Origin of the sequence: Kitasatospora sp. NPDC127067 (genome assembly GCF_042724755.1) — a bacterium.
In the GTDB taxonomy this organism is placed as follows: Bacteria; Actinomycetota; Actinomycetes; order Streptomycetales; family Streptomycetaceae; genus Kitasatospora; species Kitasatospora lactacystinica.
Genome location: NZ_JBHXEM010000066.1, coordinates 1 through 12890, shown reverse-complemented (window position 1 = coordinate 12890; position 12890 = coordinate 1). Strand labels below are relative to the sequence as shown.

Sequence of the window (12890 nt, the reverse complement as noted above, 5' to 3'; positions counted from 1 at the left end):
GGCCCTCGACCCGCACCCGCACCCGCCGCGGCGGCGGCCCGTATCGGCCCAGGTCTCGATTGTGCGGCGGAACCGACGGCCCGACAGTTCTTCGTCCACGATTCCCCTACGGTGACGCCTGCAACAACCGTCACCACGCAAGAGGGGGCACGCCCATGTCCCGGAGCCGGAAGCTCCACCGCCTCAGCAACCCCGACGCCGACGAACGCCGCGCCCAGCGCGCGCTGTTCCGTCACCTCCGCGACGACACCAACGCCAACCGCGGCCGGATGGCCAGGCGCGTCCGCGAACTCCAACTCCTGCTGGCGATGGACCCGGTCGAGTTCGAGGGCCTCATCGGCCGGCTGATGGAGGCGATGGGCATGAAGGTCGAGCTCACCGCCCGGTCGCGGGACGGCGGCGTGGACGTCCGCGGCATCGACCCGGACCCGTTCCGGGGCGGCAACGTCATCGTGCAGGTGAAGCGGTACCGGGACACGGTGACGCCCTCCGCGGTGCGGGACCTGTACGGGACGCTGCGGCACGACCGGGACGCGACCAAGGCCGTCCTGGTCACCACCAGCAAGTTCGGCCCCAGCTCGCACCAGTTCGTCGCGGGCAAGCCGATCAGCCTGATCAACGGCTCCGAACTGGTCGGGCTGCTCAGGCACCACGGCTTCGACGAGGTGTTCGCGGACGCCCAGGACGAGGCCTCCGCCACGGCCGGCGCCCTGGACGACCTGCCCGCGATCGAGGTGGCCACCGAGCCCTCCCGGCTGCTCCTGCACTGGACCGGGGAGGAGGAGTACGACATCGCCGCGCTGGTCTGCACGGGCAACGCGGCGCTCTCCGACGACCACCTGGTCTTCTACAACAACGGCTCGACGCCCGACGGTTCGGTGCGGCTGGTGACCGGCTACGGCGACGCGAACGCCTGCCTGATGGTCGACTTCGACGCGCTGCCCGCCGAGGTCGACCGGCTGGTCGTCATCGCCGCCGCCGACACCGAGAACCACCCCGGGGCCACCATGGGCGGATTCGCCGGGCCGGCGCTGATCCTGGAGGCCGGCTCCGGGCAGGACGCGGCCGTGGTGCACCTGGCGGACGGCGCGGAGACCAACACCGCGATGCGGCTCGGCCGGTTCGACCGCGATCCCTCCGGGGACTGGGAGTTCACCCCGGCGCTCGCCGGGTACCCGGGTGGGCTGCGCCAGGCCGTGACCGCGTACGGGCTGGAGGTCGTGGACGCGTGACGGGGCGGGGCACCCGGCCGCCACCGGGTGCCCCGCAGTTCGACTCTCGGCGCAACTATCGGCGCAACTCTCAGTGCACGAGGGGCAGTTCCAGCACCGACCCGCGGTCGCCGCCCCAGCCGATCCGGTAGCCCGCCTGCCCGTCGGCGGGGAGGAGCTGGAAGGAGTCGGGGTTGGCGGCGGCGACGGTGAGCCTGATCCGGTCTCCGGGCCGGAACAGCACCGAGACGGGCTGGAGGTCGATGGTGACGCGTTGGGCGCGGCCCTGCGGGAAGTCCTCGGCGTCCTCGGCCGCGTAGCTGCGCGGGGTGCGCAGCCGGCGCCAGTCCGGGTTGTCGTCGCGGTCGGCCACCGCCCGCTCGGTCAGGGCCAGTTGCCCCTCCGTCAGATAGGTGACCCGGCCGTCCGGGGCGACGTCCTCCAGGTAGACGTGCAGGGCGCCGCGCGCCGAGCCGGCCAGTCCGGTGACGTCGAGGGCGACCTTGCCGTTGCCGGTGACCCGGGTGTCGGCGGTCAGCGGTGCGGTGGTGTAGCTGAGCAGTTTGGCGTCGACGGCGGCGCGGTCGGGGTAACTGACCTCGTCTCCGCTGAGGTTGGTGTTCCAGCGGTCCAGCGGGCCGGTGCCCGCGGTCGGGTCGAGCCGCAGCAGGTCGGAGCCGCCGCGGCGGTCGTCCGCCAGGCCGCCGAGGGTGCCGAGGGTGCCGCCCGCGCCGAGGGGGAACCGCTGGGTGCGGGTGCCGGGCACCGGCCAGCGGGTGGTGGTGCGCCAGACGCCCTCGTTGAAGGTGTAGTAGTGCACCTGCCGGCGGCCGTCGGGGCGGGCGTTCCCCCGGACGTAGCGGTCGAAGAAGTCGACCACGCGCCGGTCGTTCTCCTCGTGTTCCCGCGCGGTGAGCGGGCGGGCGGGCTGGAACGGGTCGGCGAGCCAGCCGGCGCCGTGGTTCCACGGGCCGATCCAGTCGTCCTGGGTGTTGGACAGGCCGGTGAACTGGGAGAGCACCCCGTTGGCGGTGCCCGCGTCGAGCCAGCCGGCGCGGGTGAGGACGGGCACCCGGCCGGCCTCGACGGCGTCGGTCCGCTCGCCGACGCTGCCGACCGTCCAGCTCTTCGGGCCGTCCCGGTAGTCGCGGTGGACGCCGGCGTGCGCCATCTCGACGAGGTTGGCGTTGTCCGTGTGCTCGGCGCGCGCGGCGGCGAGCAGGGCCGGGCCGTCGGGCCCGTCGACCGGCCGGGGCTGGAAGCCGGTGAGGCCGACGTCCGCGCAGAGCCTGCGGGTCTGCTCGTCGGTCTCGCAGGTGGTGCCGCCGGCCCCGTCGAGGATGCGCAGCAGCAGCGCGTACTGGGCGATCCGCGGTTCGATGAGCACGCCGCCGGGGCGCACCAGGTCCTCGTACGGGTCGAAGTCGTAGGAGATGGGGGCGGCGGCGGTGATGTGGTGGTTGCCGAGGGAGGTGGCGAGCATCGCGGTGTCGCCGCCGTAGGAGATGCCGGTGGTGCCGACCCGGCCGTTGGACCAGGGCTGGGCGGCGATCCAGTCGCTGAGCGGGCCGCTGTCGGCGGTCACGTCGGCGCCGAGTTCGGAGGTGAGGGTGCCGAAGGAGGCTCCGGTGCCGCGCAGGTCGGCGGTCACGAAGGCGTAGCCGCGGGCGGTCCACCGGTCGGCCTCGCCGCCGGCACCGCCGGGTTGGCCGGCCCGGACCCGGGCCCGCCAGTAGCGCTGGGTGACCAGGACGGTGGGCAGGTGGGCGCCGGCCCGGGTGCCCTCGGGCAGGTAGACGTCGACGGCGAGGCGGACCCCGTCCGGCATGGTCACGTAGCGCGACCGCAGATGGGGCTCGGCGGGCCCGCCGGCCCCCGTATCGGGCCCGGCGGCGGCCGCCGGGACGACCGAGAGTCCGAGTGCGGCGGCAGCCGCGACCAGCGCCGCCAGCGGGCGGCGCGGTATCCCCCGCCTCATCGGACGGTCGCCTTCCGGGGGCCTTCCTCCGGGCGTACCTCGGCGCCGTCCGGGACCGTCACCACGGCGGCGTCCCCGACGTCCGCGCTGTGGAAGGGCTGCCGACCTGCCTGATTGCTCATTGCGACGACCTGGCCTCTCTCGTACGAGCGAGTAGCGTGGTCCCGTCCCCCACCGTCGATGGGACCACGCGCGCCCGGTCGTCCACCAGAGCGCCCTACCCTGAGACGACCCCGATGCGGCCCTGACCCTCCCCGGAGTCCTGGACGTGTCCGGAGTCCTGGGCCTGTCCGGAGCCCTGGACGTGTCCGCCGGCCCGGCCGTCGCCGAAGTCGCGCACCGCCTCGGTGACGATCGCCTCCAGCCGGGCGTGGTGGGCGCCGCGCCAGTAGGCCTGGCCGCAGTCGGCGCACTGGGCGAAGGCGTCGTAGGAGCGCTCGGTGCCGTCCCGCAGCTGCTCGCGCACCGAGGTCTTGGTGGCCGGGTGCAGGGTGCCGTTGCAGGTGGTGCAGCGGCTCCAGGGGGCGAGCGGCGGCGCGAAGCGGGAGAGCACGTCGCGCAGTTGCTCGGCGGGGCGGTGGCTGTAGACGTAGGCGCCGGCCCACAGTTCGCGCCGGCGCAGCAGTCCGCGGTCGCGGGAGAGCATGATTCGCTGTTCGGCGGCCGAGCGGGCGGCCAGGGCGGCGTCGCCGATGTCGGGGTTCTCGTACGCGGCGTCGACGCCGAGCAGGCGCAGCCGCCGGGCGAGGGTGCCGAGGTGGACGTCCAGCAGGAAGCGCGCCGGGCCGGGCACGGGCTGCGGCCTGGCCACGGCCAGGACGGCGATCTCCTCGCCGTCGGCCGGCACGTGGGTGTCGGGCACGGCCCGGCCGTCCACCCGCAGGCCGCCGACCTCGGTGAGCGGGACGCCCAGCGACTCGACGACGTGGCCGAGGGTGGAGCTGCCGTCGGTGCGCAGCGAGGTGCGGCCGGCCCGCCGGGGCGCGGAGACGAAGAGGTGCAGCTCGGGGGCGAAGTCGAGCCGGATCTGAGGTCGGTCCACGCGGCCAGCATGCCAGCGGGCGGCGGGCCGGGGCCACCGGGTTTCCGGCCCGCTCCCCCGGGCCCGCCGTCGTGGCCCGCCACCGCGGCGTTCGCGCTCAGGCCCCCGGCGACGCACCCGCGGCCACCGGCGACGGCGGTGGCACCGCGGGGCCGCGGTCCCGCGCCGCCCAGCGGGCGACCGGCCCCATCGCGTACCCCGCCGCGAGGAACACCCCGCCGAGGACCAGCCAGCCGGCCAGGCCCCCGTCCAGCAGCAGCGTGGTGAGCAGCAGCGGCCCGAGGGTGCGGGCGACGGCGACGCCGGTGCCGAAGAAGCCCTGGTACTGGCCGATCCGCCCGGCCGGGGCGAGGTCGAACGCGATCTGCCAGCTGCCGGCCGACTGCTTCATCTCCCCGGCCACCTGCAGGACGGAGGCGGCGACCAGCAGCGCGCCGACCGCCCAGACCGGCACGTCCAGCGCGGACAGCCCGAAGACGGCGCAGGAGCCGAGCAGCAGCAGCCCGGCGGAGCGGACCGCCCGGGCGGCCGGGTCCAGTCCGGTGATGCCGCGTGCCGCCCGGACCTGGAAGGCCAGCACCGCGAGGGTGTTGAGTACGAACAGCGCCGAGCCGAGCCAGCCGATCCCGGGGGCGCGCGCGGCGATCCAGAGCGGGATGATCAGGCTGAGCAGTGGCATCCGCAGCAGCAGGACGGCGTTGACCGCGGTGACGGCGGCGTACCGGCGGTCGCGCAGCACGGCGAGCCGCGGCCCGGCGTCCGACGGCCCCGCCGGGGCCGGGGCCTCGGGCAGCCGCCGCAGGACCAGCGCGCTGAGCAGGAAGCCGAACGCGGTGACGGCGAAGGCCGAAAGGTAGGCGGCGCGGGTGCCGACGCTGAGCGCGATGCCGCCGATCGCCGCGCCAACGGCCAGTCCGCCGTTGAGGGTCGACTGGATGTGGGCGAGCAGGGCGGTGCGCTGCGCGGGCGGCACCAGGGCGGCGACCAGCGCCTGGCGGGCGGCGGTCAGGCCGGACTGCGCGGTGGCGTAGAGGCAGACCGCGAGCAGGAACAGCGGGTAGGAGCGGATCACCAGGAAGGCGGCGACCACGGCCGCCGTGCCGAGTGCGAGCACCACCGAGGTGCGGCGCGGGCCGCGCCGGTCGGCGAGGTGGCCGAGCGGGACGCCAGCGACGGAGCCGAGTGCCCAGGCGAGGGTGAGGCCGAGCCCGAGGGCGGTCGGCGACATCCCGACGACCCGGGTGAAGTAGAGCGCGGAGCAGGTGTAGTAGGCGCCGTCGCCCACGGCGGCGGCCAACTGGGCGGCCGCGAGGGTCCGCTGGGGCCCGGCGGGCGGCAGGGCGTCCCAACGGGCGGCTCGGTCGGTCGGCATGCTCCTCCTTCTCTGGTGTGCGGGTGTCACCCGCCGAACGCATCCGGGCGGTCACCCACACGCGTCCACCTGCGTAAACGTCTTCACGGACCGTCACCCCCGTCCGCGACCGCCGGACGGGCGGCGCGCGGAGCCGATCTCCGCGACCGCCGGTGCCGGCACGCCCCCCACTCTAGGGAAAAACCGGCCCAGTGGAACGGTCCAGTGATCAAGGAATTCCCTGGGCCAATCCCTCGCGCCGCCGCACCGCCGACCGACCCCTGAACCCGCGTGCGAGAGGCGCCAGTTGGCGCCTCCGAGCCCTTCCGGGCGAGCTCGCCCCGGCCTCGCCCGCGCCTCCGAAGCGCCGTCCGTACCCGCTCCGAATCCACTCCGGCCGCCCGCCGCGAAACCGCGATCGGGCAGACCAGGGGCCAACTTTGACCGTGTTGACCCGTCAGTAGCGCCCTTTTATGCTCAACGGCGTTCGCGATCCGGCACCGGGCCGGGGCCACGCCGCCCGCCCCGTTCCCGTCGCCGTCCCCGGCTCGAAGGGTGGCCCCCCCATCAGCACCTCCACCGCCCCCTCGGACTCCCCCAGCCGACCCGGCGGCACCGACCACCCGCACACCCGCGCCCTCCCCGGCGGCCCGGACACCGCCGCCGCCCCGACCGCCCCGGACACCCCTACAGCCTCTGACACCGCGGCACCGAACGGGGCCACCCGCCGCCGGCGCTTCCTCACCTACCTGCTGGCCGCGCCCACCCTCACCATCGCCGCCGGTCCCGGCCTCGACGCCGCCGCGCCCGCCCCCGCACGGGCCGCCGCCCCGACCCCCGTCCCGCGGCCCGCCTCGGCCGCCGTACCCGTCCGGGAGACCGCCCTCCCCCATCAGCTGATCGGCCTGCCCGGCATCCCCGACATCGTCGACCTCGGCGACGCGATGATCATCGCCGGTCTGCCGACCGCGCACCTGCTGGTCCTCGAAGTCACCCCCGCCGGCCGGGCCGCGCTGCACCTGCCCCGACTGGAGGTCGGCCAGGGCCTCACCACCTCGATCGCCATGATCGTCGCCGAGGAGCTCGACGCCCGCCTCTCCGACGTCGACGTCCCGCTCAGCGACTCCCGCCCCGAGCTGCTCTTCAACCAGCTGACCGGCGGCTCCAACTCGATCCGCTCGCTCTACGACCCGGTGCGCGCCGCGGCCGCCGCCGCCCGCGCCCGGCTGGTGACCGCCGCCGCCAAGCGCTGGAACGTTCCGGCGACCACCCTGCGCACCGCCGACTCCGCCGTCCTCGCCCCCGACGGCCGCCGCCTCGGCTACGGCGACCTCGCCGCCGAGGCGGCCAAAGTCGCCGTACCCGCCGTCCCGGCCGTCCCCAAGACCGCCGACCAGCTGCGCCTGGTGGGCAGGCCGACCGGCCGGATCGACGCCCGCGACATCGTCACCGGCCGCGCCAAGTACGCCGGGGACCTCCAGATCCCGGGCGCCGTGCCCACCGTGGTCGCCCGGCCGACCACCGTCAACGGCACCCTCAAGTCCCTGGACGCCTCCGCCGCCCGCGCCATGCCCGGGGTGCTCGGCGTGGTGCGGATCCCGACCGGCGTCGCAGTCCTCGCCGAGACCTTCGACCAGGCGCTCAAGGCCCGCGACGCGCTGCGCACCACCTGGAACCCGGGCCCGGTCGCGGGCCTGTCCGACGCCGACGTCCGGTCCCGGCTGCGCGCCGCCCACCTGCCCTCGCTCCCGCCGCCGCTGCTCTCCCACCGGGTGCAGGCGGAGTTCGACTTCGCCTTCGTCAACCACGCCCCGATGGAGGTGCTCACCGCCGTCGCCGACGTCCGGCCGAACCGCGCCGAGCTCTGGTTCGCCTCGCAGAGCCCGATCCTCGCCCAGGGCACCATCGCCGCCGAACTCGGCCTGCCGGAGAACGCCGTCACCGTCCACGTGGTGCGCGGCGGCGGCTCGTTCGGCCGCCGGCTGTTCTTCGACGCCGCCCTGGAGGCCGCCCAGGTCTCCAAGGCCGCCGGCCGCCCGGTCAAGCTGATGTGGACGCGCAACGACGACATGCGCCACGGCCGGGTGCGCCCGGCCAGCCACCACGTCATCCGGGCCACCTACGGCCTCGGCCAGGTGTTCAGCTGGGAGCACCACGTGGCCGGCGTCCGGACCGACCTCGGGCACGGCCTCGGCGACATGCTCACCGCCGCCGGCTACAACCTCCCGCTGGCCGGGCTCACCGCCTCCGAACTGTTCTTCCTGCTCACCGAGAAGATCCCGTACGACGTCGGAGTGCCCACCCAGCTGCTCGCCGAGGTGCCGCTGGAGCTGAACACCGGAAGCTGGCGCTCGGTCTACTCGGGCACCGTCCGGGTCACCGACGAGATCATGATGGACGAACTCGCCCGCCGGATGGGCCAGGACGAGCTGGGCTTCCGCCGCGACCGGATGCGCAGCGCCGCCGGGCGGGCGGTGCTGGACGAGCTCGCCAAGCGCGGCAACTGGGGCCGCCCGATGCCTCCCGGCCAGGCCCAGGGCATCGGCTACCACGACGAGCACAGCGCCAGCGCCGGGTACCTGGTCGAGCTGGACGCCACCGACCGCGCCAACCCCCGGGTGACCAAGGCCGTCGTCGTCGCCGACGTCGGCCGGGTGATCAACCCCAGGGGCCTGGAGGCCCAGCTGACCGGCGCGCTGGTCGACGGCATCTCGGTGATCCTCCAGGCCGGCAACCACCTGGACAACGGGGCCTTCCGGGAAGGCAGTTATAGCGACTTCCACTACGCCCGGCAGCGGCACACCCCGCCGGTGGTCGAGGTCCACCTGATGCCGCCGAGCGGACCGCCCGGCGGCGCGGGCGAGCTGGGCGTCCCGGCCGCCTCCGCCGCCGTCGCCAACGCCTACGCCCGCGCGACCGGCACCAGCCCCCGCTCCTTCCCGATCGCCTTCTGACCACCGGCACCATCCGACCACCTGCTGAGGAATCCCGACTCCCCATGCCCACCCACACCTTCGTCCTCAACGGGCGGCCCGTCAGCGTCGAGGCCCCGGACGACATGCCGCTGCTCTGGGTCCTGCGCGACAAGCTCGGCGTCACCGGCCCCAAGTACGGCTGCGGGGTGGGCGTCTGCCGCGCCTGCACCAGCCACCTGGACGGCGAGGAGTTCCAGCCCTGCACCCGGTCCGTCAAGGACTGCGGGGGCCACACCGTCACCACCATCGAGGGCCTGGCCGACGGCGAGGTCCTCCACCCCGTCCAGGAGGCCTGGCTCGCCTGCGACGTCGCCCAGTGCGGCTTCTGCCAGCCCGGCCAGATCATGACCGCCGTCGCCCTGCTGCGCCGCACCCCGAACCCGACGGACGCGGACATCGACCGGATCCAGAACGTCTGCCGCTGCGGCACCTACCCGCGCATCCGCGAGGCGATCAAGCAGGCCGCCGCGCGGCAGGCCGCCAAGCCCTGAGCCGCCCTCGCTGAACGACCTGGGCCGCCCTGGGCGGATCGGCACTCCGCGGCCCCTGGCCCGGCCGGTCCGGACCACCTAGGCTTGCCGGACCCAGTCGCCGAGCCGGCAAGGATGACGCATGATCAGGCGCCGTTCCTTGCTCGCCCTCGCGGGCCTGGGCGGGTCCACCGCCCTGCTGCCCGCCGGACCCGCCCTGGCCGCCCCGCCGCGCACCGTCGACCTGCCCGCACCGCGCCGCACCATCGACCTGCCCGCGCCCACCGTCGGCCGGCCGGTCGGCACCACGAGCCTGCACCTGGTGGACCACGACCGACCCGACCCGTTCGCACCCGCCCCCGGCCCGCGCGAGCTGATGGTGCAGTTCTGGTACCCGGCGCGCGGCACCGCCGGCCGGCACCGCGCGCCCTACACCACCCCCCGGGTCGCGGCCGTGATCGAGCGGAGCCTGCCGCTGGACCCGGGCACCCTCGCCCTGGTCCGCCCCACCGCCCGCGCCGGCGCACCCGCCCACCCCGGCCCGCTCCCCCTGCTGCTGCTCGGCCACGGCCGCAAGGGCGGGCGCAGCAACTGCACCGCGCTGGCCGAGGAGTTGGCCGCGCACGGCTACCTCGTCGCGGCTGTCGACCACACCTACGACGCGGCCGCCGTCGAGTTCCCGGACGGCCGACTGGTGCTCAGCGTCCTGCCGGAGGACCCGCCGGACTGGGACGCCGCCGAGCGCAAGGAGATCGCCGCGCGGGTCGGCGACCTGCGCTTCGTCATCGGTGAACTGACCGGCCGCCGGCTGCCGTTCCGGATCGACGAGGAGCGGATCGGCGTGCTCGGCCACTCCATGGGCGGAGCCGCGGCCGCCGAGGCGCTCCGTCAGGACCGGCGCCTGCGGATCGGCCTCGACCTCGACGGCGGCCTGTTCGGCTCGCCCGTCCCGGAGCTCGGGCTGGACCGCCCGTTCCTGCTGCTCACCTCGCTCGACGACCACGACACCTGGCAGCGCTGGCGCGAGCACCACCGTGCCTGGGGCCGCCAGCTGCGCACCCTGGGCGCAGGCCACCTCGGCTTCACCGACCTGCCGCACGCCGCCGCCCCGGGCAACCTCCCGGACCACCTCCCCGCCGAGGTCGTCACCGCCCTGCTCGGCACCCTGCCCCCGGCCCGCGCCACCGCGCTCACCCGCACCTACGTCCGGGCCTTCGCCGACCGCTTCCTGCGCGACCGCCCCTCCCCGCTCCTCGACGGCCCGTCGCCGCGCCACCCGGAGATCGAGTTCCGCTGGAGCCACCCGTAGGAACCGCCGGCCCCGGGGAGCGGCGCCGGGGTGCGGCGCCGGGGAGCGGCGCCGGGGTGCGCGCCTCCCCGCGGCCGGGGGTCCGGAGGCAGGCCCTGCCTAACTCGTCAGGCCCGCCGCCGGGTCGCGGCCGAAGAAGGCGGCGAGCCGGTCGTACGCCGGGGCGTCGTCGGGGACGGCGACGGCGGGGCCGAAGGCGTGCCGCTCCTCCTCCGCGCCGCGGTACTCGGGCTTGAGCGCACCACCGGCCCAGGCGAGCGCGGCGAGCGCGACCTCGTGGTCCAGGCCCTCGGTGGACTGGCCGGTGGCGTGGGCCAGGTCCCAGCCGTGGACGGCGAATTCGGCGGTCTGCTGGTCGACCGGGAAGCGGGCCGGCAGGACGCCGAAGCCGGGGATCTCCAGGGTGCCGCCGAGGTCGCCGGCCGCGCGCCAGGCGTCGACCAGTTCCTCCGCCCCGGCCTCGAAGGCGTGCAGCCAGTCCTCCTCGACCCGTTTGAAGGGCTGCGACCAGTCCGGCTGCCCGCCCTTCGCCCGTACGGTGAACTGCCGCAGGTCGTGCAGGAGGTGGCTGATCAGGTCGCCGACGTCCCAGGAGCGGCAGGGCGTCGGGTGGCCGGCCAGCTCGACGCCGGTGCCGTCGATCAGCCCGGCGGTCTGCGCGAGGGCCCGGGCGAGCAGCCCGATCGGGTCTTCCGCTGCGGTCATGGCACACCTCTCGGTACGGGGTCCCGGTACGGGAGCACGGGTCGTGCCGGGCGATCGTAAGCGCGGGCGCCGACAACCGCCCGGCACGACACCGTGCCCGCCGGGCCCCGCGCGTCAGGCGGCGAAGCCGCCGTCCACGGCCAGCTCGGCGCCGGTGACGTACCGGCCGTCCTCGCCCACCAGGTAGGCGACGGCGGCGGCGACGTCCGCGCCGGTGCCGAAGCGGCCGAGCGCGGTGAGCCCGCTCTGGAACTCCGCCGACGGGCCGTCGACCGGGTTCATGTCGGTGTCGATCGGCCCCGGGTGGACCAGGTTGGCGGTGATCCCGCGCGGCCCGAGCTCCCGGGCCAGCGCCTTGGTCAGGCCGATCAGCGCGGCCTTGCTGGTCGCGTACAGCGTGGCGCCGGGGAAGGCGACGCGCTGGGCGATGCAGCTGCCGACGGTGACGATCCGTCCGCCCTCGGCCAGGTGCGCGGAGGCCGCCCGGGCGTAGAGGAAGGGTGCCCGGACGTTCACCTCCAGCACCCGGTCGACGTCCGCCAGGGTGAGGTCGCCGATCGGGCCGAGGACGCCGACCCCAGCGTTGTTCACCAGGACGTCCAGCTTCCCGAACCGCTCGACGACGGCCTCGACCACGCCCTCCACCGCCTGCGGGTCGGCGCTGTCCGCCCGTACGGCCCATCCGGTCCGCCCCATCGCGGTGATCTTCGCGGCGATCTCCTCGGCCCGCTCCGCACCGCCCTGGTAGGTCACCACCACGTCGGCGCCGTCCTCGGCCAGCCGCAGGGCGACCGCCGCCCCGATCCCCCGGCTGCCGCCGGTCACCAGGGCCACCTTGCCGTCGAGCACCATCGCACCGTTCATCGTCATATCTCCAGAACTCCTCGTTCCGATCTCGGACATGACTCGATCCTGGTCCGGCGGGCTTCAAACCTCCGGCGGTATTCGGACGTTGCGTTCAACGTTCAACAATGCCGTGCGGCGCCCCCGCACCCCGGCGCACACCCACTAGTGGTAGTACGACCCGACCGCCGGCTGACCCGTCCAGTTGGGTCCGGCCGCCGGGTCGGCTCCGGCGTAGGCGAAGGGCAGCGCGACCTTCCGCCCGCCGTCCAGGACCAGCAGGTGCCGGCGCGCCCGGTAATCGAAGCCGGCCGACCGCAGCGCCGCCACCACCGCGCGGGCCGCGCCGGAGCCGTCCGGGCGGCGCACCGACTCCGGGTCGAAGTGCGCGGCGAACCGGCCGTCCGGGGTCAGCCAGGAGGCGGCGCGGGCGATCGCGCCGAGCTGGTCGCCGAGGTAGTGCAGCCCGTGCACACAGGTGATCAGGTCGTAGGACCGCTCCGGCTCCCAGTCCGCCACCGCCGCCGTGACCAGGCGCAGGTGCGGCAGCTCCGCCAGGTCCGGCGGCGGGGCCGGCGGGCCGACCAGGTCCACACCGGTCAGCTCCACGACCGCCCCCGGGGTCCGGCTCCGGGCCGCCGCCAGCAGCGCCCGGCCCTCGCCGCTGCACAGGTCCAGCCACCCCGGCGTCGCGCCCCCGTGCTCCGCCAGCCAGGCGAGCGGGTCGAAGCCGAGCTCGCGGGCGTAGCTGTTCACCCCGGTGAGCCCGCGCTCGCGGTTCATCGTGCTGTTGGCCACCACCGGGGAGGCGGTGAGCTCACTGTCGTCGATCAGTCGGACCATCGGCCGACCCTACCGGCGAGGGGCGCGACGGCCGACCTCACACGGGGGACGCGGCCCCGCAAAGGCCTGCCGGGGCCTACGGCGGCCCGCAGCGGCCCGTAACGGGCCGTTAACGGCCCGCGAACGCACCGGAACCGGCCGGAGCGGCCGCCCCGTCCAGGGC

Annotated in this window: 11 protein-coding genes; 4 read left to right on the top strand and 7 right to left on the bottom strand. The window is 75.5% G+C overall.

Annotated features, from left to right (window positions below):
* Positions 1 to 155: 155 nt before the first annotated feature.
* The gene (locus ACFWJ4_RS24725; protein WP_380547047.1) at positions 156 to 1232 is read left to right on the top strand and encodes a restriction endonuclease; all 1077 of its coding nucleotides are present in this window, start codon (positions 156 to 158) and stop codon (positions 1230 to 1232) included.
* A gap of 70 nt (positions 1233 to 1302) precedes the next feature.
* On the opposite strand, the gene ACFWJ4_RS24720 is transcribed toward ACFWJ4_RS24725, so the two are convergent.
* The 4 genes from ACFWJ4_RS24720 to ACFWJ4_RS24705 all read right to left on the bottom strand — a co-directional run bounded on the left by ACFWJ4_RS24720 (position 1303) and on the right by ACFWJ4_RS24705 (position 5603).
* Positions 1303 to 3189 (bottom strand): CocE/NonD family hydrolase, encoded by a 1887-nt coding sequence (locus ACFWJ4_RS24720; RefSeq protein WP_380547045.1) that lies wholly within the window; start codon positions 3187 to 3189, stop codon positions 1303 to 1305.
* Positions 3186 to 3311, bottom strand: a complete 126-nt coding sequence (locus tag ACFWJ4_RS24715; protein ID WP_380547043.1) for a hypothetical protein — start codon at positions 3309 to 3311, stop codon at positions 3186 to 3188. Before ACFWJ4_RS24715 ends, ACFWJ4_RS24720 begins: the two co-directional genes overlap by 4 nt.
* 95 nt (positions 3312 to 3406) lie before the next feature.
* On the bottom strand, positions 3407 to 4231 hold the full coding sequence (locus ACFWJ4_RS24710; RefSeq protein WP_380547041.1) for a Mut7-C RNAse domain-containing protein: 825 nt from the start codon (positions 4229 to 4231) through the stop codon (positions 3407 to 3409).
* A 97-nt stretch (positions 4232 to 4328) separates the two neighbouring features.
* On the bottom strand, positions 4329 to 5603 hold the full coding sequence (locus ACFWJ4_RS24705; protein ID WP_380547039.1) for an MFS transporter: 1275 nt from the start codon (positions 5601 to 5603) through the stop codon (positions 4329 to 4331).
* A 452-nt stretch (positions 5604 to 6055) separates the two neighbouring features.
* Between ACFWJ4_RS24705 and ACFWJ4_RS24700 the strand changes: the two genes are divergently transcribed.
* The 3 genes from ACFWJ4_RS24700 to ACFWJ4_RS24690 all read left to right on the top strand — a co-directional run bounded on the left by ACFWJ4_RS24700 (position 6056) and on the right by ACFWJ4_RS24690 (position 10336).
* On the top strand, positions 6056 to 8536 hold the full coding sequence (locus ACFWJ4_RS24700; protein WP_380547037.1) for a molybdopterin cofactor-binding domain-containing protein: 2481 nt from the start codon (positions 6056 to 6058) through the stop codon (positions 8534 to 8536).
* Positions 8537 to 8580: 44 nt separating this feature from the next.
* Positions 8581 to 9048 carry a (2Fe-2S)-binding protein gene (locus ACFWJ4_RS24695; RefSeq protein WP_380547036.1) on the top strand — a complete coding sequence of 156 codons (468 nt, stop codon included), beginning with the start codon at positions 8581 to 8583 and terminating at the stop codon, positions 9046 to 9048.
* A 121-nt stretch (positions 9049 to 9169) separates the two neighbouring features.
* A complete protein-coding gene (locus ACFWJ4_RS24690; protein WP_380547034.1) occupies positions 9170 to 10336 on the top strand; it encodes an alpha/beta hydrolase in 1167 nt (388 codons plus the stop codon).
* A gap of 99 nt (positions 10337 to 10435) precedes the next feature.
* Here the strand turns inward: ACFWJ4_RS24690 and ACFWJ4_RS24685 are convergent, their stop codons facing one another.
* From ACFWJ4_RS24685 to ACFWJ4_RS24675, 3 genes are all read right to left on the bottom strand, one after another.
* Positions 10436 to 11041 (bottom strand): TIGR03086 family metal-binding protein, encoded by a 606-nt coding sequence (locus ACFWJ4_RS24685; RefSeq protein WP_380547032.1) that lies wholly within the window; start codon positions 11039 to 11041, stop codon positions 10436 to 10438.
* A 114-nt stretch (positions 11042 to 11155) separates the two neighbouring features.
* Complete coding sequence (locus ACFWJ4_RS24680) at positions 11156 to 11911, bottom strand: SDR family NAD(P)-dependent oxidoreductase (RefSeq protein ID WP_380547030.1); 756 nt, start codon at positions 11909 to 11911, stop codon at positions 11156 to 11158.
* A gap of 138 nt (positions 11912 to 12049) precedes the next feature.
* On the bottom strand, positions 12050 to 12727 hold the full coding sequence (locus tag ACFWJ4_RS24675; RefSeq protein WP_380547028.1) for a class I SAM-dependent methyltransferase: 678 nt from the start codon (positions 12725 to 12727) through the stop codon (positions 12050 to 12052).
* Positions 12728 to 12890: the final 163 nt, after the last annotated feature.

Coding starts and splice junctions, on each gene's coding strand:
- ACFWJ4_RS24700 (WP_380547037.1), top strand. CDS start 6,056: ATGCTCAACGGCGTTCGCGATCCGGCACCGGGCCGGGGCCACGCCGCC.
- ACFWJ4_RS24715 (WP_380547043.1), bottom strand. CDS start 3,311: ATGAGCAATCAGGCAGGTCGGCAGCCCTTCCACAGCGCGGACGTCGGG.
- ACFWJ4_RS24675 (WP_380547028.1), bottom strand. CDS start 12,727: ATGGTCCGACTGATCGACGACAGTGAGCTCACCGCCTCCCCGGTGGTG.
- ACFWJ4_RS24725 (WP_380547047.1), top strand. CDS start 156: ATGTCCCGGAGCCGGAAGCTCCACCGCCTCAGCAACCCCGACGCCGAC.
- ACFWJ4_RS24720 (WP_380547045.1), bottom strand. CDS start 3,189: ATGAGGCGGGGGATACCGCGCCGCCCGCTGGCGGCGCTGGTCGCGGCT.
- ACFWJ4_RS24695 (WP_380547036.1), top strand. CDS start 8,581: ATGCCCACCCACACCTTCGTCCTCAACGGGCGGCCCGTCAGCGTCGAG.
- ACFWJ4_RS24680 (WP_380547030.1), bottom strand. CDS start 11,911: ATGACGATGAACGGTGCGATGGTGCTCGACGGCAAGGTGGCCCTGGTG.
- ACFWJ4_RS24690 (WP_380547034.1), top strand. CDS start 9,170: ATGATCAGGCGCCGTTCCTTGCTCGCCCTCGCGGGCCTGGGCGGGTCC.
- ACFWJ4_RS24685 (WP_380547032.1), bottom strand. CDS start 11,041: ATGACCGCAGCGGAAGACCCGATCGGGCTGCTCGCCCGGGCCCTCGCG.
- ACFWJ4_RS24705 (WP_380547039.1), bottom strand. CDS start 5,603: ATGCCGACCGACCGAGCCGCCCGTTGGGACGCCCTGCCGCCCGCCGGG.